Annotated in this window: 23 protein-coding genes; 8 read left to right on the top strand and 15 right to left on the bottom strand. The window is 42.4% G+C overall.

Annotated elements, in window-relative coordinates:
* Positions 1–5: 5 nt before the first annotated feature.
* The 3 genes from HCZ11_RS17090 to HCZ11_RS17080 are packed head-to-tail and all read right to left on the bottom strand — an operon-like array spanning position 6 to position 2,718.
* Positions 6–479: a DUF494 family protein gene (locus HCZ11_RS17090; protein WP_130050108.1), complete on the bottom strand. Its 474-nt coding sequence runs from the start codon at positions 477–479 to the stop codon at positions 6–8.
* Positions 472–1,569: a DNA-processing protein DprA gene (gene dprA, locus HCZ11_RS17085; protein WP_167659040.1), complete on the bottom strand. Its 1,098-nt coding sequence runs from the start codon at positions 1,567–1,569 to the stop codon at positions 472–474. Before dprA ends, HCZ11_RS17090 begins: the two co-directional genes overlap by 8 nt.
* Positions 1,570–1,599: 30 nt before the next feature.
* Positions 1,600–2,718 (bottom strand): LysM peptidoglycan-binding domain-containing protein, encoded by a 1,119-nt coding sequence (locus HCZ11_RS17080; RefSeq protein WP_167659039.1) that lies wholly within the window; start codon positions 2,716–2,718, stop codon positions 1,600–1,602.
* A gap of 118 nt (positions 2,719–2,836) precedes the next feature.
* Here HCZ11_RS17080 and def point away from each other — a divergent pair, with 118 nt between their 5' ends.
* Genes def through trkA form a run of 4 tightly spaced genes read left to right on the top strand, consistent with a single transcriptional unit; the run spans position 2,837 to position 6,988 of the window.
* On the top strand, positions 2,837–3,346 hold the full coding sequence (gene def / locus HCZ11_RS17075) for a peptide deformylase (protein ID WP_054554770.1): 510 nt from the start codon (positions 2,837–2,839) through the stop codon (positions 3,344–3,346).
* 20 nt (positions 3,347–3,366) lie between these two features.
* On the top strand, positions 3,367–4,320 hold the full coding sequence (fmt, locus tag HCZ11_RS17070) for a methionyl-tRNA formyltransferase (RefSeq protein ID WP_130050111.1): 954 nt from the start codon (positions 3,367–3,369) through the stop codon (positions 4,318–4,320).
* On the top strand, positions 4,313–5,599 hold the full coding sequence (gene rsmB, locus HCZ11_RS17065; protein ID WP_167659038.1) for a 16S rRNA (cytosine(967)-C(5))-methyltransferase RsmB: 1,287 nt from the start codon (positions 4,313–4,315) through the stop codon (positions 5,597–5,599). The genes fmt and rsmB overlap by 8 nt, the downstream gene beginning before the upstream one ends.
* A gap of 12 nt (positions 5,600–5,611) precedes the next feature.
* Positions 5,612–6,988: a Trk system potassium transporter TrkA gene (gene trkA, locus HCZ11_RS17060; protein ID WP_054563775.1), complete on the top strand. Its 1,377-nt coding sequence runs from the start codon at positions 5,612–5,614 to the stop codon at positions 6,986–6,988.
* 84 nt (positions 6,989–7,072) lie between these two features.
* On the opposite strand, the gene HCZ11_RS17055 is transcribed toward trkA, so the two are convergent.
* The 9 genes from HCZ11_RS17055 to HCZ11_RS17015 form a co-directional block, all read right to left on the bottom strand.
* Positions 7,073–7,291, bottom strand: a complete 219-nt coding sequence (locus tag HCZ11_RS17055; RefSeq protein WP_167659037.1) for an EF-hand domain-containing protein — start codon at positions 7,289–7,291, stop codon at positions 7,073–7,075.
* A gap of 86 nt (positions 7,292–7,377) precedes the next feature.
* Positions 7,378–7,593: a calmodulin gene (locus HCZ11_RS17050; protein ID WP_130050114.1), complete on the bottom strand. Its 216-nt coding sequence runs from the start codon at positions 7,591–7,593 to the stop codon at positions 7,378–7,380.
* A gap of 140 nt (positions 7,594–7,733) precedes the next feature.
* Complete coding sequence (locus HCZ11_RS17045; RefSeq protein ID WP_054554776.1) at positions 7,734–7,946, bottom strand: calmodulin; 213 nt, start codon at positions 7,944–7,946, stop codon at positions 7,734–7,736.
* Between the two features lie 68 nt (positions 7,947–8,014).
* On the bottom strand, positions 8,015–8,224 hold the full coding sequence (locus HCZ11_RS17040; protein WP_054563772.1) for a calmodulin: 210 nt from the start codon (positions 8,222–8,224) through the stop codon (positions 8,015–8,017).
* Positions 8,225–8,699: 475 nt separating this feature from the next.
* Positions 8,700–9,356, bottom strand: a complete 657-nt coding sequence (locus HCZ11_RS17035) for a flagellar brake protein (protein ID WP_130050115.1) — start codon at positions 9,354–9,356, stop codon at positions 8,700–8,702.
* A 38-nt stretch (positions 9,357–9,394) separates the two neighbouring features.
* Positions 9,395–10,846, bottom strand: coding sequence for a TrkH family potassium uptake protein (locus HCZ11_RS17030; RefSeq protein ID WP_130050116.1), 1,452 nt, complete (start codon positions 10,844–10,846; stop codon positions 9,395–9,397).
* 95 nt (positions 10,847–10,941) lie between these two features.
* Positions 10,942–11,559: a YigZ family protein gene (locus HCZ11_RS17025; RefSeq protein WP_130050117.1), complete on the bottom strand. Its 618-nt coding sequence runs from the start codon at positions 11,557–11,559 to the stop codon at positions 10,942–10,944.
* Between the two features lie 57 nt (positions 11,560–11,616).
* Positions 11,617–12,939: a Xaa-Pro dipeptidase gene (gene pepQ, locus HCZ11_RS17020; protein ID WP_130050118.1), complete on the bottom strand. Its 1,323-nt coding sequence runs from the start codon at positions 12,937–12,939 to the stop codon at positions 11,617–11,619.
* Between the two features lie 93 nt (positions 12,940–13,032).
* Positions 13,033–14,919 (bottom strand): transglycosylase SLT domain-containing protein, encoded by a 1,887-nt coding sequence (locus HCZ11_RS17015; RefSeq protein WP_130050119.1) that lies wholly within the window; start codon positions 14,917–14,919, stop codon positions 13,033–13,035.
* A 195-nt stretch (positions 14,920–15,114) separates the two neighbouring features.
* Here HCZ11_RS17015 and fadB point away from each other — a divergent pair, with 195 nt between their 5' ends.
* From fadB to HCZ11_RS16995, 4 genes are all read left to right on the top strand, one after another.
* A complete protein-coding gene (fadB, locus tag HCZ11_RS17010; RefSeq protein WP_167659036.1) occupies positions 15,115–17,274 on the top strand; it encodes a fatty acid oxidation complex subunit alpha FadB in 2,160 nt (719 codons plus the stop codon).
* Positions 17,275–17,279: 5 nt separating this feature from the next.
* Positions 17,280–18,446 (top strand): acetyl-CoA C-acyltransferase FadA, encoded by a 1,167-nt coding sequence (gene fadA / locus HCZ11_RS17005; RefSeq protein ID WP_130050121.1) that lies wholly within the window; start codon positions 17,280–17,282, stop codon positions 18,444–18,446.
* Positions 18,447–18,599: 153 nt separating this feature from the next.
* Entirely contained in the window at positions 18,600–18,839 is a 240-nt protein-coding gene (tusA, locus tag HCZ11_RS17000; RefSeq protein ID WP_054554785.1) for a sulfurtransferase TusA, read from the top strand.
* A 135-nt stretch (positions 18,840–18,974) separates the two neighbouring features.
* Positions 18,975–19,499, top strand: coding sequence for a transposase (locus tag HCZ11_RS16995; RefSeq protein ID WP_167659035.1), 525 nt, complete (start codon positions 18,975–18,977; stop codon positions 19,497–19,499).
* A 417-nt stretch (positions 19,500–19,916) separates the two neighbouring features.
* On the opposite strand, the gene HCZ11_RS16990 is transcribed toward HCZ11_RS16995, so the two are convergent.
* The 3 genes from HCZ11_RS16990 to glyQ all read right to left on the bottom strand — a co-directional run bounded on the left by HCZ11_RS16990 (position 19,917) and on the right by glyQ (position 23,405).
* The gene (locus HCZ11_RS16990) at positions 19,917–20,366 is read right to left on the bottom strand and encodes a hypothetical protein (RefSeq protein ID WP_167659034.1); all 450 of its coding nucleotides are present in this window, start codon (positions 20,364–20,366) and stop codon (positions 19,917–19,919) included.
* A gap of 61 nt (positions 20,367–20,427) precedes the next feature.
* Positions 20,428–22,497, bottom strand: coding sequence for a glycine--tRNA ligase subunit beta (glyS, locus tag HCZ11_RS16985; protein WP_167659033.1), 2,070 nt, complete (start codon positions 22,495–22,497; stop codon positions 20,428–20,430).
* A gap of 8 nt (positions 22,498–22,505) precedes the next feature.
* Positions 22,506–23,405: a glycine--tRNA ligase subunit alpha gene (glyQ, locus tag HCZ11_RS16980; protein WP_054554789.1), complete on the bottom strand. Its 900-nt coding sequence runs from the start codon at positions 23,403–23,405 to the stop codon at positions 22,506–22,508.
* Positions 23,406–23,421 lie beyond the last annotated feature (16 nt).

The raw sequence follows: 23,421 nt of genomic DNA, 5'->3' as shown, positions 1-23,421 counted from the left end.
TCGAACTAATGTAATACATCCGCTGGTTCGTCAAATATTAAGTCTTCCATTTGCGCGTAAGCTTGCTCTGAGCCCGGCACATTAAATAACACCATAAGGACCACCCACTTTAGATCTTCCAAAGAAATATATGGTTTATCCAAAGCACACAGTCTGTCTATAACCATTTCACGAGTTACGGTGTTAATTACACCAATTTGCTCGATAAACATTAAAAAACCACGACACTCAACACTCAGCATTTGGCATTCACTATCGGTGTAAATACGCATGGCATGTTGTGGCTGGGCATTAAGGTATGGATAGATGTCGCTTTGTTGCAAATCAGCCAATTGCTCTAACCAATCAAGGGCTTTGTAGATTTCAGGTTTATTGAAGCCAGCACGAACTAACTCATCGGTAAGCTCATTCTCTTCAGTAAAGATTTCAGCTTCACTATGGATATAGTTTTCAAAAAGATACATGAGGATGTCAAACATGTTTATGTCCTCCTAGTCTTATATAACCATCGAGTACTCGTTCGATTTTATCTGCGAGCTCTAAGTCGAGTAACCGAGCTTGTACTTCGTTTACTGGTAATTGGCTTCGCTGTGTTATTTGATCAACACTTGTAACCTCATACCCTATACTTTTGAACACTGGGCAGTCGGGTTCATCTGCAATAGGCTGTTCTATACTATATAGACTGTTTTCACAGAAAAAGCTCACTTCATCAAGAATATCACTAATATTTTCTGTCAATTTAGCGCCTTGCTTAATTAAAAAATGACTTGCTTCTGAAAGTGGACTTTTTATCGAGCCTGGCACTGCAAACACCTCTTTATTCTGCTCAAGCGCATAGCGTACCGTTACCAGTGAGCCACTTTTAATTTGCGCCTCAACAATCAGTACTCCTAATGACAGCCCAGAGATAATACGGTTTCGGCGCGGAAAGTTCGCTGCATTAGCAGCCGTGCCAGGTAGGAATTCAGTAACCAACAAGCCCCGCTCTGCAACTTGTTTGATAAGTAAGCTATGGCGTCTTGGATAAGCAATATCGATACCCGTGCCAAGTACAGCTATGGTATTGCCAGAGCCCGCTAATGCGCCTTTATGAGCAGCGCCATCAATCCCCATAGCCATACCTGATGTAACTGTCATTCCAACAGAACAAAGTTGATGGGCAAACTCGGCGGCTACTTCAATTCCTGTAGGTGTTGCATTACGGCTACCAACAATAGCTATTTGCGGTGACAGTAATAGTTCCGTGTTACCTAAACAAAACAATAATATAGGAGCGCTGGCTATTTGCTTGAGTAACGGCGGATAGCTGTCATCAAAATAACTAATGACCTTGATTTGCAGCTTAGCTATCTGCGCTTGATAGTGTGCAACTAACTGCCAGTCAGTATTAACTAAGTTATTGGCTTGGCTCTTTGATAAGCCGAGCTGCTGCAGCTCTGAGGTAGTTAATGTAAATAACTCTCCCAGCGGCTGTTTTTGACTTAATGCAAGAAGACTTTTGATCCCAAGCCCTTTACATAAATAAAAGGCAAGCCAATGGGATAGCTTGCCTGAAACCTGTGCCATGCTCCCTCCTTAGAGCGCCCAATTTGTGAGTTAGTTTATAACTGCATAATCTCCAACTCGGATCGGATGCTGATTTTTCACTATCAGTGCATAGCTAACGTTGTCATATACCTTAAACACCATTAGCTCACCGACTTTTTCCTTTGGCATATGCCATACATTACTGTCTTCATCACTTTCAATACCGAAAAGCTCATTTGCATCAGTCATGAACTTCTCTAGGCTGTTAGAATCTTCGCGGTAACGCGGACCATTGCGACCGTCATACACTTCTGGTGATTGACGTTGAATATCAAGTACAAAACCTGGCTTCACTTGGTCAGCACCTAAGTTTAGTACAACAATATCCATGGTACTAAATTCACGCATTTCATTAGCTGCGGCGATAATAGTGCCATCTAAAGCAACTTCTGGGCGCTTCATAGTGAAATAGGCAGGCATCATTTGCCCTTCCATTGCTGGCATTAAGAAGTCATTAGGCTTGATCTCTTGTTTTACCAACTCAACCTTGACAGAGGCAGGTACACCGTTTTCCGCATCACCGCTTCTAAATGCTCGAACAATCGCCACAAGCTCCGCTTTGTTCGCCAGTACTTCATTTGTATTTGGATCGACAAGGTCATTACCTTTACGGTATACACCATAAGCCTCGTTTAGTGTTAAATCACCTTTAACGTAAAGAGTGTGACCAATAGTGTTCATTTTGGTATTAACGCTGGCACCTAAAATATACGGCTTTTGTGCAATAATATCGGCGCTAATTGCTTGCTCATAAGTCAAATATGGGCGTAACAACTCCAAAGGCAACGTTGGCACAGCTTGCTTACCCTTTGGTGTAATTCGCCCTTCAGGAGAGAGCTTTTTATAACGCGGATTTTTAACTAAACGTGGATTTCCGTCTTTATCGTAAATTAAACTGAGCGCATCACCCGGGTATATTAAATGCGGATTCGCGATTTGCGGGTTCATCTGCCACAAATCAGGCCATTGCCAAGGCTGGTCAAGATACACGCCAGAGATATCCCAAAGCGTGTCACCTTTTTTTACAACATATTGTTTTGGCGCATCTTTTTTAATTGTTAAGACATCAGCAGCTACCGAAAAAGCACAGCTAAAGGCTAACAAAGCCGCAACTAGTGGGTATCTCATTTGGCTTCCTTGAGTTGTTTTTAGATTATTATCGACCAAAACCTGTTAAAGGTGAACACGAATGGCTAAAATAAGAGCATACAATACCCTAAATGAATCACAAGTGTAAAAGGTAACTATGGCTAGGTTAGAAGTTTTGAGATTTCCGGATGAGCGTTTGCGTACAATCGCGAAAGAAGTACCAGAAGTAAACGATGAAGTTCGTCAAATCGTCAAAGACATGCTTGAAACTATGTATGACGAAAACGGTATCGGCTTAGCAGCAACGCAAGTAGATATCCACCAGCGAATTGTGGTGATCGACGTATCTGAAGAGCGCGACCAACCGTTAGTATTAATCAACCCAGAAATCACTAAGAAAGATGGCTCAACAGTCAGTGAAGAAGGCTGTTTATCAGTCCCTTATTCATACGCAAAAGTTGACCGCGCAGAAACTGTTACTGTTAAAGCGCTTAATGAAAATGGTGAAGAATTCAGCTTAGACGCTGACGAGCTATTAGCGATTTGTATTCAGCATGAGCTTGATCACCTTAAAGGCACTCTTTTTATTGATTATCTATCGCCTTTAAAGCGCCAACGTATCCGTAAAAAGCTTGAAAAAGAAGCTAAGCTGGCTGCTAAATCATAAGTTCATCAATAGGAATATCTGTGACACAACCATTACGCATTATTTTTGCTGGTACGCCGGACTTCGCTGCGCGCCATTTACAAGCACTGATTGACTCAGAGCACGACGTTGTTGGTGTTTATAGCCAACCAGATCGCCCTGCGGGCCGAGGTAAAAAGCTAAAAGCCAGTGAAGTTAAAGAGCTAGCACTTGCCCATGACTTACCTGTATTTCAACCGCAATCACTAAAATCTGATGAAGCGCTTGCAGAACTTACAAGCCTAAACGCAGATATCATGATTGTGGTGGCATACGGCTTATTATTACCAAAAGCTATTTTAGATGCTCCGCGCTTAGGGTGCTTAAATGTGCATGGTTCTATTTTACCTCGCTGGCGTGGTGCAGCGCCTATTCAGCGTGCTATTTGGGCTGGCGACCGTGAAACAGGTGTAACAATAATGCAAATGGATGAAGGCTTAGATACAGGCGACATGCTGCATATCAGCCGCTGTCCGATTGATAGCACAGAAACCAGTAGCTCTTTATACAATAAACTAGCTGCGCTAGGTCCTGATGCACTGATTAGTACTATTAATCGCCTTGCTGCAGGTGAAATCACGCCAGAAAAGCAAGATGACACGCAAGCAAATTACGCGAAAAAGTTATCTAAAGATGAAGCCAATATTGATTGGTCAATGGATGCTGAGCAAATTGAGCGTAATATCCGTGCCTTTAACCCATGGCCTGTTTGCTTTACCGAAATGGCAGGACAAACAGTAAAAATTTGGCAGGCAGAAGTTGTATCGCAAAGTGCGCAAGCAGGTGAAATCATTGCTGCTGATAAGCAAGGTATCTTAGTCGCCTGTGGGCAAGGTGCACTTAAAATCACCCTTCTTCAACCACAAGGTAAAAAACCAATGGCTGTTAGTGACTTTCTAAATGGTCGCAGTGATTGGGTTGAACCTGGCTCAGTATTAGGTCAAAGCAATGAGTAATGTAAGAGCACTTGCTGCTGAAACCCTCTACAACGTGGTCGATAAAGGTGCATCACTTAATCAAGAACTACCTTTTGCAAGCCAAGGATTATCACCTAAAGATAAAGCCCTGCTGCAACAGATTTGTTACGGTGTGCTGCGCTATTTACCTAGCCTAGAAAATTATTGCCAGCAACTTTTAGATCAACCGCTAAAAGGCAAGCGCCGTATTTTCCAATTCTTGTTGTATGTGGGTATTTACCAACTTCAACACATGCGTGTACCGCCTCATGCGGCAATCAGCGAAACGGTTAATGCGCTTCAGCAAATGCGCGCTCTTGGTTTAAAAGGCCTGATTAACGCTATTTTACGCAGTTTCCAACGTGAACAAGCTGAGCTTGAAGAAAAAGCACAGCAAATTCCTGTTTGCAAATTTAACCACCCAGGTTGGTTTATCAAACAAGTAACCGCTGCCTACCCTGATAATTGGCAAGAAATCCTTGAGGCGAATCAGCTTCAAGCTCCTATGTGGTTACGAGTAAATCAAGCGCAATACAGCACCCAAGAATACAGTGAGATGCTTAAAGCGAATGATATTGAGCATACCCTCAATGCGAATTTTCCTGATGGTATTAAGCTAGCAAAACCTTGTGATGTATACGCATTACCAGAGTTTGATACTGGCGCCTGCTCAGTACAAGATGCCGCGGCACAATTAGCTGCGCGTTTCCTAGCACCAGAAAATGATGATGTCATTTTAGATGCATGTGCAGCGCCAGGTGGTAAAACGTGCCATATTCTAGAGCTTGCTGATGCCGACGTATTAGCACTTGATAGCGACAGCGAACGCCTAGAACGCGTTAAACAAAACTTAGTGCGTATTGGCTTAACTGCTGATCTACAATGTGCAGATGCATCACAGCCACATATTTGGTGGGATGAACAGCAATTCGACCGTATTTTGCTTGATGTGCCCTGCTCAGCAACGGGCGTAATCCGTCGCCATCCTGATATAAAATGGCTACGTCGTGCATCTGATATTGAAGATCTGGCTAATTTACAAGGCGATATCCTAAATAGCATCTGGCCTCTACTCAAGCCTGGTGGTACGTTAGTTTACGCGACCTGCTCTGTATTACCGCAAGAGAACCAACAACAAGTTGCTAAGTTCCTTGCCAATAATCCAAGTGCTGAACACATACCTTTGCATGAAAACGACACCCCAACGATACCTGGCCTACAATTACTGCCTGGTGAAAGTGACGGTTTCTACTACGCAAAGCTAGTTAAAAAACACTAATAAGAACAAGCTATGAAAATAATCATACTCGGTGCCGGACAAGTTGGTGGCACATTGGCAGAAAACCTCGTCGGTGAGCAAAATGAGATCACCGTTGTCGATATCGACGGTAACCGTTTGCGAGAGTTACAAGATAAGTATGACTTACAAGGTGTTACTGGCCACAGTGCTCATCCGGATGTATTGCGTCGTGCAGGTGCCGAAGACGCCGATATGATTATTGCCGTAACCAGTTCTGACGAAGTGAACATGGTTGCTTGCCAAGTGGCCTATAGTATTTTTAATACACCAACCAAAATTGCCCGTATTCGCTCAGAGCAATACTTAAAGTATCGTGAGAAGCTATTCCATAACGATGACTTACCTGTTGATCACTACATTGCTCCTGAAGCGTTGGTGACTAAATATATTCGTCGCTTAATCGATTATCCGGGTGCTTTACAAGTATTACAATTCGCTGATGGCATGTTATCGCTGGTTGCGGTGAAAGCGTATTACGGTGGCTTGCTGGTTGGTTATGCACTTTCGGCCTTGAAAGAACATATTCCGAATGTCGAAACCCGTGTAGCGGCTATTTATCGTCAAGGTAAAGCTATAAAGCCGCTTGGCACAACCGTTATTGAAGCTGACGATGAAGTATTCTTTATCGCAGCAACCAAGCACATTCGAGCAGTAATGAATGAACTTCAAAAACTCGAACGTTCATACAAAAAGATCATGATTGCCGGTGGTGGTAATATCGGTGCGGGCCTTGCGCGTTCACTTGAGAAAAACCACAGCGTGAAGCTGCTTGAGCGCAATAAAGAGCGTGCTGCGCAGCTCTCTGAAATGCTTGATAACACCGTGGTATTTTGTGGCGATGCCTCTGATCAAGAGCTGTTATCTGAAGAACATATTGAACAAGTTGATGTATTCATCGCAGTCACTAACGACGATGAAGCAAACATAATGTCTGCGATGCTGGCAAAGCGTATGGGCGCACAAAAGACCATGGTGCTTATTCAGCGTGGCGCTTATGTTGATTTAGTTCAAGGTGGTGAGATTGATATTGCTATATCGCCCCAACAAGCAACAATCTCGGCGCTATTAACACATGTTCGCCGTGGTGACATTGTGAATGTTTATTCGTTACGTAAAGGTGCAGCAGAAGCAATTGAAGCTGTCGCTCATGGTGATGAGCATACTTCTAAAGTTGTTGGCCGAGCAATTGCAGATATCAAGCTACCAGCAGGAACAACTATTGGTGCTATTGTGCGTAACGATGATGTACTGATTGCCCATGACGATACCGTTATTCAGTCTGGTGACCACGTAATCATGTTTTTGATTGATAAAAAGCATATTACGGTTGTTGAAAAGCTGTTTCAGGTAAGTGCGATCTTCTTGTAAACGAGAGCTTATAAACGAAAAAAGCAGCCATAACGGCTGCTTTACGACTCTTGAAGTGAAAGTACCTAACTTTTCAAAAAGATTCTATTGAATCTGTGCGAATTCTTCTTTCGAAAGCTCGCCATTACCATCGCTATCTAGCTTTGGAAATAACTTTTCAAGCTGCATATTTGCAGACGCTTCTTCTTTACTGATCACGCCATCACCGTCGGTGTCAAAAGTTGCAAAGCTTACACCTTGTGCAAAAGCTGCCGATGATGTTGCTAGTGCTAAAATTGCGATTGTTGTGCTTAACTGCTTCATAATAATTACCTTAAAATTTGAAAAGAGTGAAATCCGTTTCTGAGATCCTTGTTTAGTGGAAACTGTTTTATTACGAGTTAATTACGTTACTCTGCTTCTGAAAATTCTGCTTCAGTAAGAACACCGTCACCATTCACGTCTAAGGTTTTAAACTGCGACATAATTTTTGCATCAACGGCCGCTTCACTTTTACTGATCACGCCGTTACCGTCTACGTCTAAGGTGTCAAAGTCAGTTGCTGCAAAAGCCGCTGAAGAAGATGCAAGTGCGATTAAAGCTAATGTTTTGTTTACTGTTTTCATAATGATATTCCTTCAATATTAAGAGTGTTAGCTGATCGCACTTCCAGTGTTGTCCTCTTTCATGGATTCCCTTATCCACTTAGGCTGTCTTTGGCAGCTCAGAACTAATCAGCTAGATAAACTGGTTTTGCTTAATCACATTAAGCTTTAGAAAATTCTTGTTTCGATAACTCACCGTTACCGTCAGTGTCTAATTCACTGAATTTGCTCATTAGCTCTGCATCAACAGACGCTTCGCTTTGGCTGATAACACCGTTGCCGTCAACATCTAGGGTATCGAAATCACTCATTGCAAATGCTGCTGATGAAGATACAAGTGCCATAAGTGCTAATGTTTTATTTACTGTGTTCATAATGTCATTCCTTCAAAGTGTGTAGTCTTGAGTTAGGAAGTCCTTTTCAATGTGTCCTTACAATGAAATTAAGCTTTAGAGTACTCTTGTTTAGACAGCTCACCATTGCCGTCTGTATCAAGCTCTTTAAATTGGCTCATTAACGTTTCGCTTACTGATGCTTCGCTTTTGCTGATAGCGCCATCGCCATTCACATCGAGTGTGTCAAAATCAGCGGCAAACGCTGCTGATGAGGTTGCAAGAGCTACAAGTGCTAAAGTTTTGTGTAACGTTTTCATAATCACTATTCCTTCAATGTTGTCTCAACTGTGATAGAGGAAATTTTCCTGAATCAGTTTTTCTCTGTGTTCGCTTAGACTATTTCAACTTCGATGCCAAAGTTAAAAAGAATAATAAAATCAGTATCTTGAATTGAACTTTCGAGAATTTATGATGACTAGAGCGATTTATTTGTTGCTGTTTTGCAACAGGCTCAGTGATTGGTTTTACGCTCCCATTAAAATCAATAAGTTATAAAGATTAAAATGGAGACAATAACGATTAACTCGGATTAGAAAACAAAAAAATGAGGTGTTCGAAAATAAACTCTATCTGAACAACGAAATTTAAAGAAAAAAACCGAAATTAATTCAACTCATAACACATTGATTTTATTGGCTATTTGAATTTATTTATAAATTAATTTTGATATTTATAGGGTTAAATCGGGGAAAATAGCCATTTTGTTGCAAAATGGCGAATTGGTAGCCGGAATTAGCTGTCTAATACCGAAAGGTCAATTAAGTGCTCTTTCATAAACGCTTTCATCTCATCTTCACTTGTATCAAGCTGTACACCCAGCATAAAACCACCCGCTCTTTTGCGAACGCTACATACTGTGCCACTAAACTCTCGTTTACTGAGTGTGATTTGACAGCTTTGTCCTTTAAAAGCGGTTAAGTCGTTACTGCTATTAATATCAAACTGCACGCCCGTAAGTGAAATATCTTTAATAAGTCCCGCCAGTGTTTGCTCTGCAATCACTAAGTTTGCAGGGAATAACGTAGGAATACGCGCTTCACTACGCAAGCTATAAAGCTGTACTTGCTGAGGAAAGTCGAGAAAAATTAAGCGATGTGGATGCGATGCCAAGGCGTTTATTTGCTGACGAAAAGCAATCACTTGCCCACCTCCCGCTTCAAGTACGGCGCGTATAACGACCATTACACCGTCTTTAATGACATCACTACTATTCGCTAAACGCTTTGCTGATGGATAGTTAAGAATGATGTACTGATCATTCATCAAACCAATAAATTCTGTTTTTACCCGTTTACTGTCGGTTGGTGTGGTAATTTCAACATCCACCAAGCTACCTGCAGGGATACAGGTTAGTTTCTCAAGATTACGTTGTTTTTGAGTTTTTGGCACAGTAATGCCTCCACTTCTTGATAATCACCTTGCTTTGGTTAGCCTCGCCAGAAGGTAGGCGTAAACAGTACTAGTAGGGTGAATATTTCTAAACGACCAAATACCATTGCAATAGTAAGTAGCCATTTTGCCGTATCTGAAATCGCCCCGTAATGAGCAGCGACTTCACCTAAACCTGGGCCTAAGTTATTTAAGCAAGCAGCTGTAGCAGAGAATGCACTGATGTTATCCATACCAGTGCCCATCAGCGCCAACATGATAATGACAAACACCAAAGCATACGCAGAGAAGAACCCCCAAACCGCTTCGACAACTTTATCTGGCAGTGCCTTTCGGCCTAATTTAATTGAGTAAATAGCACGAGGATGCACAAGGCGGTTAAGCTCTCGAATGCCTTGCAAGTATAACAAGAACACGCGAACTACTTTCATACCGCCACCGGTAGAACCTGCACAGCCGCCAATAAAGCTTGAAAAGATAAGTAAAATAGGTAAGAACAGTGGCCATGCCGAAAAGTTATCGGTCGCAAAGCCTGCTGTTGTACTCATTGATACAGCTTGAAACATGGCTTGATCAAGAGTCTCATCACCATCCGCATAAATATTATTTGATGACAACACTGTAAAGCAGACAATTACCAATGCTAATTGAATCAATAAAAACACTTTAAATTCAGGGTCTCGTAAATAGGCCCGAATGCTGCGTGACGATACCGCCGCATAGTGAAGCGAGAAGTTAATTGCCGCAATAAGCAAAAACACCACACAAATAAAATTAATTACAGGGCTATCGAACTGCCCCATTGATGCGTCATAAGTAGAAAATCCACCAATCGCGATAGTAGAGAAGGCATGACAAATTGCATCAAACCAATCCATTCCTGCAGCCCAATATGCCAGCGTACAAGCAATGGTAAGCGACACATAGATATACCAAAGATGCTTTGCGGTATCAGCAATACGCGGCGTCATTTTCGAGTCTTTAACCGGACCCGGTGTTTCTGCACGGTATAGCTGCATGCCACCGACGCCTAGCATAGGCAGGACCGCCACCGCGAGTACGATGATCCCCATACCACCTAACCATTGTAATTGTTGGCGGTAAAATAGGACTGATTTAGGTAGGTATTCAATGCCTGTAAGTACGGTGGCCCCTGTGGTTGTTAGCCCTGAGAAAGCTTCAAATACAGAGTCCGCTAGCGAAAGATTAGGTTCTTGTAAGAACACTAAAGGTACCGCTGCGAAGGTGCCTAGTACCAACCAGAACAATACGACAATCAGGAAGCCTTCACGAGCTTTTAAATCACCGTGCTCATGGCGGTTTGGATAATAAGCCGCTAAACCAATCACTACACTAAAAATGAAAGCGAGAACAAATGGCACACCACCACCGTCTTTGTAGATCAAAGACACGAGTGCCGGTGGCACCATAGTGATACTAAATAACGCCACCAGCTGGCCGAGAATTTTTATTATGGTACGAAATTGCATCTAGGCGTATCGCTTTCTTATTAATTGTTTAGCTAATACAGTTTATTGTCTTACAGCCTTAATTGTAAGTAAACGCAATGTATTATTTTTAGATTTCAAACTTTTCTGACTTTTAGGCTAACTGCACCGTGAGTCAGTTCATGAATATCATCAACCGCTTGCTCCGCCTGACGACTATCGATTTCGATTTGCCAAGTGATGTTTTCTGCAAACTGTTTTTCGATATGAAGCACCTGGTACTGATTTTTTAATAGCTGCTCTATAGCCCCTTGAACGCTGTAATCACTTTGGCCTATCAGCTCAACACTAGGTACTTTGGTAATAGTTTTAAGCTCACGCATCGCATTATTTAAACTACCACCGTAGGCGCGCACAAGCCCACCGGTACCGAGCTTAATGCCACCGAAATAACGGGTTACAACCGCTGTAATTTCACCAATACCAGATCCAGTTAGTACATTTAGCATTGGCTTGCCGGCAGTGCCATTAGGCTCCCCATCATCCGAAAAGCCATATACATGGCTACCACCGGGGTTACCTGCAACATGCGCCCAGCAATTATGACGAGCATCGCTGTATTTATCTTGAATCTCTTTGATAAAGGCTTTTGCTGCCGCAAGATCTGGGGTGTGGGCAATATGCACAATAAAGGTGCTTTTTTTGATTTCTTCTTGGTAAAAAACCGGCTCAGCCGGATATTGGTATTCAGACATAATTGCTTATCTAAAAAAATGGGGCCTAATGGCCCCGATATTCACTAACCTTAATCGTTAATCTAAGTGTAGATCACGGGTCATGTTTTCTAGGCTATCTTCATGAACGATGATGTTATCTTCAATACGGATACCGCCGAATGGCTTAAGCGCTTCAACTTTTTCCCAGTTAATGAACTGCTTGTTGTCTGTTTGCGCAAGGTCACCTAATAATGAGTCGATAAAGTATAAACCAGGTTCAATAGTAAATACTTGGTTCTTTTCAATTAATCGAGTACAACGAAGGAATGGATGACCTTCTGGCGGAGCTTGGTGTGCACCAGTATCATCAGCCATAAAGCCACCCATATCGTGTACTTGTAAGCCAAGGTGATGACCAAGACCATGCGGGAAGAAAGTAGAAGTAATACCACGTTCAACAATTTCAGCTGCTGGTAATTTCACAATATTAAAGTCGCTTAGCACTTGCGCTACACGCTGGTGGCAATCTAAATGCAATTCACCATATAACAAGCCAGGCTTTAATGCTTTACCTAAAGCAATTTGATGCTCTGTCATTACTTTAATTAAATCGCTAAATTCACCCGACTTTTTAAAGTCATAAGTACGCGTGATATCAGCCGCATAGCCATTAAAGTTCGCACCAGCATCAATAAGAAAAGAATGATGTGAATGCGGCGCTTTAGGCTCAAAATGCGTGTAGTGTAAAATTGCACAGTTTTCATTTAGCGCAACAATATTACCGTAAGGCATTTCGTTTTCACTCTGACGCGTTGCCATGAGGTAAGCTTGCTGAATATCAAACTCTGAACCACCAGCAAAAAAAGTATCACGTGCAGCTTTGTGGCCATCTACCGCGATTCGGTTAGCTTGACGTAAACACTCAAGCTCGTACTGGGTTTTATAAGCGCGATGAAAGTGTAGGTAATTCATTACTGGCTCTGGGTTCATAATGCTAAAGCCCAGCGCTTGTGCTACTTCTAGGTATTCACCGATATAGGCAAATTTTTCTTTATCATAAGGAAGCAGCTTTTCGACCTGATCTGGCTGTACTAATAATTCAATATCAAAATACTCAGCCCAAAAATCACGCGGTTCGTCAGGCACTTTATGCCAAAAGTCCACAGGACGATAAAAAATTAGTTTTGGCTTAGATGCACCATCAACCACAATCCAGCAATGTGGGTTGTCGATTACTGGTAACCAAGCTTTAAATTGCGGATTCACCTTAAACGGATAATACATGTCATCTAAAAACTGACGTTTAGCCTGACCTGAGTGAATTACTAACCCTTCTAAACCTTCACGCTCTGTGATTGTACGAGTGCGTTGTTGCAAGGTTGCAATATGTTCGGCGTATAACACCGCTAATTTATCCATAGTAAACCCATCTTTAGTAAATTTAACTTGTTAGCAGTCTAACATAGCCAGCACTATCCCCCAACTGAGGGAGGATAGTGTGACACATCTTGTTTAACCACCCATCGACATATCTAGGATCGGTGCCAATACATTGCCGTCACGACCTAATCGAGTGTGATAAACCTGTCTGTAGGCAAACACATTCTTAACGTAGTTTCGTGTTTCGGTATAAGGAATTAACTCTATCCACAGTTCAGCTGGCATTGCTTGCTCTGGGATCCAGCGTTTAATGCGATGATAACCTGCATTGTAAGAAGCCGTAGCAAGGATTTCATTGCCATGATTTTTCTTTTTCAAATACTGCAAATATTCACTACCTAGACGTATATTAGTACGAGGCTGATATAACTGCCTGCGTGACACTGTACTCTTATTCATATACTTAGCAGTACTTGGTAACAACTGCATCAAACCATGAGCATTGGCATGAGAGCGTGCATCTGGCGCAAAAGAGCTTTCTCGACGCGAGATAGCAATACTCCAAGCAACATCGATATGGCTGCGGTTGCTATAAGTGGCAAACACATCTTTAAACGCAAATGGGAAACGTAAATCGACATAATCCCACTCTTTTATTTGCGCCAAGGTATAAATAGTGCTGTCGTACCAATCTAGCTCAGCAGCAAGTAAAGACGCAGCAAGCTTTTCTTCTTTAGTAGATGTATCCGTTAAATAATTCCATTCACGACGCGCAGATGTATAACGCTCAAGCTCATACAAGGCGCGAGCTCGCTTAAAACCAGGGGCATTTGCCACTTCAAGCTTAAGCTTATTACTAATATTGATATCTTTGTTATTTAAACTAACCGGAATACCCAAGCGTGCAGATGCTAAAAAGCCGTAATAATCACGCTCTTTAGCCACCGTTTGCCAAATTTCACGAGCTCGCTCGACGTCACCACGTTGATTTAAGCTATATGCCAACCAATATTGTTGACCCAAACTCAGGTTTTCTTTACCCGTGAAAAACGCCACAATGCCAGACCAATCTTGTCTCTCTAGCATGTTCCCTAGCTGCCATTGCATTAGTTTACGAGTTTGGCGCTCTTTAGGTACTTTGTTTAACCAAAAGCGTGCTTGTTGATGACCGCTCGAGGCAAGCGAAAGCGCAAAGCTGTAGTAAACATCGGCTTTTTGCTCGTCGGTGTAATCGAACATAGCTTCGAGCTTTTCCCAAGCTCGTAATGCCAAATCTTTATCTCGCCATACTAAGCGCTTAACCCCATAGAGTGCAATTTGTCCTTCTTTAGTCGACTTTTTCTTGTAGCGATAAAGACCCGCAGCAGCACTTGGGTCTCTTCGTACCTTTAAATATAAATCAGCTAAATATTGATCAGCCCGAGGCAATAATGTTTTTAAGTAAGGAATTAAGCTTGATGAGCCCCCTTCAGCAGCCAGACTAATACGCTGCCAAACTCGCTCTTGGGTTTGGTAACCCTTTTTCTTCCACAGCGAGAATAATCCATCACACTCTTTTGGCTGTGACTCCCCAACAACCCATAAATCAGTAACTTGGTTCATTATGGCTTTTTCAGGTGCCCCCAAGTCCAATTGAAAGCTTAAGTAAGGGCACGTTAATTCGTTATTGCTCGTTTCGCGATAATTTCGAATATATGCAGCTTTCTTGTTGTACTTTTTTAAGTAATTAAGCCATGCCTTTCGTACAGGCCATTCTAGTGGCGTGTTTTGATAAATATTAAGATAGTTCTCTATTTCCGTTTGGTGTTTAAGGCTTGGGTTGCGTTGCCAATATGCCTTTTCGACATAAGGTTTCAACGGATGATCAAGTCCATTTGCTGCCTCTTTCATGTCTTGATAATCACCGTAACGCGCCTTTTTTTCTGCTTTTAAAAAAGCGTCATGTTTATCGTTGGCTTCAGCTGCAAAAAAAGGAAAAAGTAATGCGGCAGCTGTCCAACCAAGGAGTTGTTTTTTCATGATGACCTTTAACAAAAATTAAAGAATTAATAACAAAAAACTTCTGCTACACCTTAGCACCAAACCAGCTATATTTTAACCAATCGCGATAAAGCGCAGTAAATTTTTCGTTGCATTTTCATTTTAAAGCAAGCACACTGATTGAAATGCAAACTCATCGTACCAGTCTTAGTTAATAAACTAGGGAGAATAATAATGTTATATAAAAGCGATTCATTTGAAGTTGCTTTCATCAAGGACAACATCGCCGAGTTTAAGTTCTGTGCAGACGGCTCAGTAAATAAACTTTCGCAGCAAACCTTGCAAGATTGCGCTTTAGCATTAAAAGAATTGGCAACAAACTCAGATATCAAAGGCATGGTGTTCACCAGCGATAAAGATCATTTCATTATCGGTGCCGATATTTTCGAATTTTTACCTACTTTCACTAAACCTCAAGAAGAACTAGTTGCATGGATCAAAAATGCAACTGATGTTTTTGACGCAATTGAAGATTTACCTTTCCCAACCCTAAGTGCGGTAAACGGCATGGCGCTTGGTGGTGGATGTGAGTGGGCACTTGCTACCGATTATCGCGTTGCTAGCTCTAACGCTAAAATTGGCCTACCAGAAGTTAAATTAGGCATTATGCCTGGTTTTGGTGGCACAGTTCGCCTGCCACGCCTTATTGGCGCTGATAATGCGATGACATGGATCACTACAGGTAAAGAAAACCGTGCTGCGGATGCCCTAAAAGTAGGTGCGTTTGACGCGGTAGTTAGTGCTGACAAACTTTTAGAGTCAAGTATTGCAACACTTGAGCAAGCAATTGCTGGCAAGCTAGATTGGCAAGCAAAACGACAAGTAAAATTACAGCCACTGAAAATGAACCGTGTTGAGCAAGGTATGAGCTTTGCTATGGCAGAAGGTATGGTAATGGGTCAGACAAAAGGTCATTACCCAGCACCTGTTATGGCTGTAAAAACAATCAAAGCTGCTGCAAACTGTGAACGCGCTGAAGCATTGGCTATTGAAAACGCTAACTTTGCTAAACTTGCAGCAACAAGCGAAGCTGCCGCGCAAACCGGTATTTTCTTAGCTGACCAATACATTAAAGGTAAAGCGAAGAAGCAAGCTAAACACAGTGGGCTTGAGATCAAACAAGCAGCTGTATTAGGTGCAGGTATTATGGGTGGCGGTATTGCTTACCAGTCTGCTTATAAAGGCACACCTATTATCATGAAAGACATCAACCAAGATGCACTTGATTTAGGTATGGGCGAAGCATCTAAGCTACTAGGTAAGAAAGTACAACGTGGCCATATGGCGATGGATAAGATGGTTGCCACCTTAGGCAAGATCAAACCAACGTTAAATGATGCAGACCTACAAAGTGCTGATATCGTTGTTGAAGCCGTGGTTGAAAACCCTAAAGTGAAGCAAGCTGTTCTTGCGGGTCTTGAAAAAGACTTACCAGCAGGCACTATCCTAACTTCAAATACGTCAACTATTCGTATTGACGAGTTAGCATCTGCACTTGAAAAACCAGAAAACTTCTGTGGTATGCACTTCTTTAACCCTGTGCCGAAAATGCCATTAGTAGAAATCATCCGTGGTGAAAAAACTTCAGAAGCAACAATTAATGCAGTTGTTGATTACGCATTAAAACTTGGTAAATCACCTATCGTTGTAAACGACTGCCCTGGTTTCTTTGTTAACCGCGTACTATTCCCTTACTTTGCAGGTTTCAGCAAACTTGTTGTTGAAGGTGCTGACTTTACTAAAGTTGATAAAGTAATGGAAAATGTATTTGGTTGGCCAATGGGTCCTGCATATCTACTTGATGTTGTAGGTATCGATACAGCTTACCACTGTACTGGTGTAATGGCTGACGGCTTCCCTGAGCGTATGGCTCGCCAAGATAAAGACCCTGTTACTGTATTTGCAAACGAAAAACGCTTTGGTCAGAAAAATGGTGCTGGTTTCTACCAATACGCGCCGGACCGTCGTGGTCGCCTGAAAAAAGCAAAAGATGCAACAGCAACTGAGCTACTAAGTGCTATCACTGATGCACCTAAAGATTTCGACAAACAAGAAATCATTGACCGTTGTATGATTCCTATGATCAACGAAGTACTACTTTGTTTACAAGAAGGTATCGTAGCGTCACCACAAGAAGCTGACATGGCGCTAATTTACGGCATTGGTTTCCCTCCATTTAGAGGCGGTGCATTCCGTTACTTAGATCAAACTGGTTTAGCGAACTTTGTTGCAACAGCAGACAAGTACGCTCACTTAGGTGCGATTTACCAAGTATCAGATGAAACTCGCAAGTGGGCCGAAGAAGGCCGTGTATTCTATAAGGTGGAAGGATAAGAAACATGAATAATCCAGTAATCGTAGATTGTATCCGCACACCAATGGGTCGTTCAAAGAACGGCGTATTCAAAAACAAGCGTGCGGAAGATTTAAGTGCTCACTTAATGAAAGGTTTGTTAGACCGTAACCCAGCCGTTGATCCAGCATCAATTGATGATATTTACTGGGGCTGTGTTCAACAAACGTTAGAGCAAGGTTTCAACATTGCCCGTAATGCGGCATTACTAGCCGGTATCCCTCACTCTGTACCAGCGGTAACGGTTAACCGTTTATGTGGTTCATCAATGCAAGCATTACATGATGCAGCACGCGCTATTATGACTGGCGCTGGCGATACCTACATCATTGGTGGTGTTGAACACATGGGTCACGTACCTATGACTCACGGTAATGATTTTCACCCAGGTTTATCAACGTCTGTAGCACAAGCTGCTGGCGTAATGGGTTTAACTGCTGAATACCTTGCAACGCTTCACGGCATTAGCCGTCAGCAGCAAGACGAATTTGCTTACCGTTCACACCAACGTGCACACGCTGCAACAGTTGAAGGTCGTTTCCGCCGTGAAATCCTAGCAATGGAAGGTCACGATGCAGATGGTTCTTTAATCTTAGTTGAAGACGATGAAGTAATTCGTCCTGAGACGACTGTTGAAGGCTTATCGCAACTACGCCCTGTATTCAATCCAGCATCAGGTAGCGTAACTGCAGGTACTTCATCTGCACTTTCTGACGGCGCGTCAGCAATGCTTGTAATGAGCGAAGAGAAAGCAAAAGAACTTGGTTTACCAATTCGTGCGCGTATCAAATCAATGGCTGTTGCAGGTTGCGATCCATCAATTATGGGTTATGGTCCTGTTCCGGCATCGCAAAAAGCACTTCAACAAGCAGGTATCACAATTGACGATATCGATGTTGCAGAGCTGAACGAAGCATTCGCAGCACAATCTCTACCAGTATTAAAAGACCTAGGTCTGATGGATGTGGTAGATGAAAAAGTTAACCTAAATGGTGGTGCAATTGCACTTGGTCACCCACTAGGTTGTTCTGGTTCACGTATTAGCACAACGCTTGTTCACCTAATGGAAGACAAGAACGCTAAATACGGTCTAGCAACTATGTGTATTGGTTTAGGTCAAGGTATTGCAACTGTATTTGAGCGCGTAGAGTAACGAGCTCACACCAAACATCTTGGTGATAAAAAGGCGCACTGATTTGCTCAGTGCGCCTTTTTTATTTGCTTTGCTTTAGGTTATTGAAACAGGCGGCAATAGAAAGTTAAAATAGCCGCTTATTAATTGTCTCTTTCATTCAAAAGGTCAGCCATGAGTTTTGATAATCCCGATCACCAATTAGATGCACTTGGCCTTCGTTGCCCAGAACCTGTCATGATGGTGCGTGGCGCAGTGCGTAAAATGAAAGATGGTGAAACATTGCTTATCATCGCCGATGACCCATCAACTACCCGTGATATTCCAAGCTTTTGTACTTTTATGGATCATACTCTAGTGGCTAAAGATGTAGAGCAAGCACCGTATCGATACTTGGTAAAGAAAGGGTTGTAACGAGCTCGTAGGTTGGGTAGAGCGAAGCGAAACCCAACGTAACTGAAGGATGATAGCAACAAATTAAAGTTCGTGAAGTTCAACTTTTAATCGAAATTAAACTACTCTTATCATTTAACATTCAAGGATGAATGTATGCGATACAGAAGAGTATTAATCCCCGGGGGCACCTATTTCTTTACTCTAGCGATTGCGCAAAGAAACTCAGCACTTTTAACTTCAAACATCACTCTGCTACGTTCAGCTTATAAAAGTGTGGCTAAGTCACACCCTTTTAAAACGCTTGCCATTGTCATTCTTCCAGATCACTTACACGCTATTTGGCAACTACCCGTTGGGGATTGTGATTATTCAAAACGGTGGCGATTAATTAAGTCTAATTTTTCTAGACAACTAAATAATTGCGAGCATAAATCGCCTAGCCGCATTCAGAAATGTGAACGAGGTATTTGGCAGAGACGGTATTGGGAGCATTATATAAAGGACGAGCAAGACCTAATGAACCATATTAATTATATTTACTTCAACCCTGTAAAACATAAATACGTGAATCAAGTTGAAGACTGGCCATTTTCGTCTTATAGGAAATTGAGTAAGTCATCTGTTTTTAATTTGTCAGATGATGAGTTAGATATCGCACTTAATCTATATGAAGATTGATGAGAAGGCTGGCGCTTTGTTCTAACGCTAGCCTAATCAGTGTAGGTTGTGTTGAGAGCAACGAAACCCAACGTGATTGCTAGCAAATCCAACACTCCCGATAATTAATCCGTTGCAGAGTTAGATACGCCAGCTAATCTTCAAGGTGAGTGTATGCGTTGGGTTTCGCTCCGCTCTACCCAACCTACCAGCGCAGAGCTTTATTTCCGAGTTGCTGTCACTTTTGGTTGATTGCTATTGCGGTAATCGAAGCTCACTACATACTCGCCTTTTGCAGCGGGTTTGAGTACGTAGGTTGGGTTGAGAGCAACGAAACCCAACGTGATTGCTGGCAAATCAAACCCTCCCGATAGCTAATTCGTTGCAGTGTATGCGTTGGGTTTCGCTCCGCTCTACCCAACCTACCAGCACAGAGCTTTACTTTCGGGTTACCGTCACTTTTGGTTGATTACTGTTACGATAATCAAAACTCACTACATACATACCTTTTGCAGCGGGTTTAAAGCTGAAATAATTGTAGATAGTATTACAGTCGGCATTGGCAGCTTGGCCTAAAACCAATGATTGCCCTGCAGGGTCCATATCACTGTAACCGCAGTTATAGCCTTCGCTAAAATCAGCATCCGCTATTTTGAATTCATAAACCTTACCAGGTGTTGAAAACTTAACTTCGGTTTGGAATATACCTGGTGCAACTTGCTCTAATTGATACTGAGGTTCGGCATCCCACAAGGTAAAGTCACCACGTAAATACATAGTACGGTCAAGGTCTTTGCTTGGCAGAATATCATCGATGCTTGGCATTTGCATTTGGCTTGAACAGGCTGTTAATAAGCCTGCTAATGCTAAAGTAATTACACGTTTCATTACTATTCCTTATGCTACAAAAAAGCCAGCACTGAGCTGGCTTTTATTAATTGGCTACTGCTTACTTCTGAAGTACAGAGATATCAGCAATATCTAAAAACAGGCGGCTTAGTTGGCTTAACAATGCTAAACGGTTTTGTTTAACTGCTTCGTCATCGGCCATTACCATGACATTATCGAAGAAATTATCAACACTCTCACGGATACCCGCAAGTTGTGACAATGCTTCTTGGTAATCACCATTTGCATATAGAGGTGCAAGCTCAGTTGCAAACTTCGCAACATGCGACGCTAATACTTTTTCTGCATCATCGCTTAATAGGCTCTCATTTACATCACCTTGTGTTGTGATGTCATTCTTAGCCAGAATATTGCTTACGCGTTTATTTGCTGCTGCAAGCGCTTCTGCAGCCTCTAATGTACGGAAGTGACTTACCGCTTTAACACGACGGTCAAAATCAACTGGTTTAGTTGGACGACGAGCTAGCACAGCTTGGATCACATCAACTTCGATACCTTCATCTTGGTACCATGCGCGGAAACGACCTAGCATAAACTCAAACACATCTGTTGATACGTTTAGGTTTGTTAGCTTCTCGCCGAATAGCGTTTGTGACTTAGCAACTAGATCTAAGATATCTAGCGGTAATGATTTTTCAACCATGATGCGTAATGCACCAATCGCTGCACGGCGAAGTGCAAATGGGTCTTTGTCGCCTTTTGGCGCTTGACCAATACCAAAAATACCCACCAGCGTATCAAACTTATCAGCAATTGCTACTGCACAGCTGATCACATTGGTTGGTAAATTATCACCCGCGAAGCGAGGCATATATTGTTCATTTTGCGCTAGTGCAACTTCTTCGGCTTCACCGTCGTGACGAGCATAATGCATACCCATTACACCTTGTACGTCGGTAAACTCCATCACCATTTCGGTCATTAAGTCTGTTTTACTTAATAAACCTGCACGCTTAGCCAGCTCGGCATCGGCACCTAATTGCTCCGCAATGTAACCTGCAAGTTCACTGATACGCTCAGATTTGTCTTTTAACGTACCCAATTGCTTTTGGAATAAAACAGTATCAAGCGATTCTAAACGGCTCTCTAGCGTTTTCTTCTTATCAGTTTCATAGAAGAATTGTGCATCAGCTAAACGTGGACGAACCACCTTTTCGTTACCAGCAATTACCACGCTTGGATCTTTACTTTCGATATTAGAAACAAATAGGAACTTGTTAAGTAAGTTGCCGTCTTGGTCTAATAACGGGAAGTATTTTTGGTCGTCCTTCATAGTATAGATAAGCGCTTCTGAAGGGACATCTAAGAAGGCTTCTTCAAATGTTGCTGTTAATGTTACTGGCCACTCAACAAGAGATGTTACTTCTTCCAGTAAGTCTTCATCCATCGCTACTTTTGCATTTACAGCTGTTGCTGCAGCTTCAATCTGTTCACGAATTTGTGCTTTACGTGTTTCGAAGTCAGCGACAACATAAGCAGATTTAAGAACATCAAACACGTCATCTGCGTGGTTAATTGTTACTTTTTCTGGATGATGGAAACGGTGACCTTGTAATTGGTTGCCAACTTGCTTACCAAGGATTTCACCTTCGATTAGCGTGCTACCAAATAAAATAGTCGCAGTGTGCACTGGGCGGATAAATTGTGTTTTATTTGCACCCCAACGCATTGGTTTAGGGATAGGTAATTTAGCAAGCGCTTTGTTTACAGCATCGCTCATAAGCGAGGTAGTTGCTTGACCTTCAACCTGTGCTTTGTGTAATAACCAAGCACCTTTATCTGTTTCTAGCGTTTGTGCGTCGCTTACATCGATGCCACAACCACGAGCCCAACCCATTGCGGCTTTAGTTGGGTTGCCATCTGCGTCAAAAGCCGCTGCTACTGCAGGGCCGCGCTTTTCTACAACCTTATCACTTTGTTTAGCTTCAAGTGCAGTAACACGTAAACCTAAACGACGTGGTGATGCGTACCAATTAACGCCTTGATGAGCTAATTCTAAGCTTGCAAGCTCAGCTGCCAAGTTCTCAGCAAACGACTCAGCAAGTTTACGAAGTGCTTTCGGTGGCAACTCTTCAGTGCCAATTTCTACTAATAAATTTTCTGCTGACATGCTAATTCTTAATCCTTACAAAGCGGGAAACCAAGAGCTTCACGGGCATCATAGTAACTTTGCGCACATGCTTTAGATAAAGCACGAACACGTAAGATATAACGTTGACGTTCTGTTACTGAGATAGCGTGACGAGCGTCTAATAAGTTAAACGCATGTGATGCTTTCATTACTTGCTCATAAGCTGGTAATGGTAAGCCTGCTTCAATTAGCTTTTCGCTTTCTTTTTCACAGTGATCAAACTGTGCAAATAAGAACTCAACATCCGCTTGTTCGAAGTTATAAGCCGATTGCTCTACTTCATTTTGATGGAATACATCACCGTATGTGACACGACCCATAGGACCATCTGCCCATACAAGGTCATAGATGCTATCTACGCCCTGAATGTACATTGCTAAACGCTCAAGACCATACGTGATCTCACCTGTTACTGGTGAGCACTCTAGGCCACCTACTTGTTGGAAGTAAGTGAACTGCGTCACTTCCATGCCGTTCAACCAGATTTCCCAACCTAGACCCCAAGCACCTAATGTAGGCGACTCCCAGTTGTCTTCTACGAAGCGAACTTCGTCAGTTAGCGTATCGATACCTACCGCAGCTAAAGAGCCTAAATAGAGCTCTTGGATGTTCTCTGGTGATGGTTTTAATACTACTTGGAATTGGTAGTAATGTTGTAAGCGGTTTGGGTTTTCACCATAACGACCATCAGTTGGACGACGGCATGGTTGAACATACGCGCTCGACATTGGCTCTGGACCAATCGACTTTAAGAAAGTTAACGGATGAAATGTCCCTGCTCCCACTTCCATATCGAGTGGTTGAGCAATCACACAGCCTTGCTGTGCCCAATAGTCCTGTAAAGCCAGGATCAAACCTTGGAAGGTTTTAACGTCATATTTTTGCATATTTGGCTTATAGTAT

It is taken from the genome of Pseudoalteromonas sp. HF66 (genome assembly GCF_011806445.1).
Taxonomy (GTDB): Bacteria; Pseudomonadota; Gammaproteobacteria; order Enterobacterales; family Alteromonadaceae; genus Pseudoalteromonas; species Pseudoalteromonas apostichopi.
Note: the sequence above shows the minus strand (reverse complement) of the source record. Positions and strands in the feature narration are given on the sequence as shown.

Bases quoted from the DNA above. Each gene is read 5' to 3' on its own strand.
- fadA (WP_130050121.1), top strand. From the start codon at position 17,280: ATGAATAATCCAGTAATCGTAGATTGTATCCGCACACCAATGGGTCGT.
- HCZ11_RS16990 (WP_167659034.1), bottom strand. From the start codon at position 20,366: ATGAAACGTGTAATTACTTTAGCATTAGCAGGCTTATTAACAGCCTGT.
- HCZ11_RS16995 (WP_167659035.1), top strand. From the start codon at position 18,975: ATGCGATACAGAAGAGTATTAATCCCCGGGGGCACCTATTTCTTTACT.
- glyS (WP_167659033.1), bottom strand. From the start codon at position 22,497: ATGTCAGCAGAAAATTTATTAGTAGAAATTGGCACTGAAGAGTTGCCA.
- HCZ11_RS17055 (WP_167659037.1), bottom strand. From the start codon at position 7,291: ATGAAGCAGTTAAGCACAACAATCGCAATTTTAGCACTAGCAACATCA.
- pepQ (WP_130050118.1), bottom strand. From the start codon at position 12,939: ATGGATAAATTAGCGGTGTTATACGCCGAACATATTGCAACCTTGCAA.
- HCZ11_RS17015 (WP_130050119.1), bottom strand. From the start codon at position 14,919: ATGAAAAAACAACTCCTTGGTTGGACAGCTGCCGCATTACTTTTTCCT.
- HCZ11_RS17090 (WP_130050108.1), bottom strand. From the start codon at position 479: ATGTTTGACATCCTCATGTATCTTTTTGAAAACTATATCCATAGTGAA.
- HCZ11_RS17025 (WP_130050117.1), bottom strand. From the start codon at position 11,559: ATGTCTGAATACCAATATCCGGCTGAGCCGGTTTTTTACCAAGAAGAA.
- fadB (WP_167659036.1), top strand. From the start codon at position 15,115: ATGTTATATAAAAGCGATTCATTTGAAGTTGCTTTCATCAAGGACAAC.
- glyQ (WP_054554789.1), bottom strand. From the start codon at position 23,405: ATGCAAAAATATGACGTTAAAACCTTCCAAGGTTTGATCCTGGCTTTA.
- def (WP_054554770.1), top strand. From the start codon at position 2,837: ATGGCTAGGTTAGAAGTTTTGAGATTTCCGGATGAGCGTTTGCGTACA.
- HCZ11_RS17040 (WP_054563772.1), bottom strand. From the start codon at position 8,224: ATGAAAACGTTACACAAAACTTTAGCACTTGTAGCTCTTGCAACCTCA.
- dprA (WP_167659040.1), bottom strand. From the start codon at position 1,569: ATGGCACAGGTTTCAGGCAAGCTATCCCATTGGCTTGCCTTTTATTTA.
- HCZ11_RS17030 (WP_130050116.1), bottom strand. From the start codon at position 10,846: ATGCAATTTCGTACCATAATAAAAATTCTCGGCCAGCTGGTGGCGTTA.
- HCZ11_RS17050 (WP_130050114.1), bottom strand. From the start codon at position 7,593: ATGAAAACAGTAAACAAAACATTAGCTTTAATCGCACTTGCATCTTCT.
- rsmB (WP_167659038.1), top strand. From the start codon at position 4,313: ATGAGTAATGTAAGAGCACTTGCTGCTGAAACCCTCTACAACGTGGTC.
- HCZ11_RS17045 (WP_054554776.1), bottom strand. From the start codon at position 7,946: ATGAACACAGTAAATAAAACATTAGCACTTATGGCACTTGTATCTTCA.
- HCZ11_RS17080 (WP_167659039.1), bottom strand. From the start codon at position 2,718: ATGAGATACCCACTAGTTGCGGCTTTGTTAGCCTTTAGCTGTGCTTTT.
- trkA (WP_054563775.1), top strand. From the start codon at position 5,612: ATGAAAATAATCATACTCGGTGCCGGACAAGTTGGTGGCACATTGGCA.
- tusA (WP_054554785.1), top strand. From the start codon at position 18,600: ATGAGTTTTGATAATCCCGATCACCAATTAGATGCACTTGGCCTTCGT.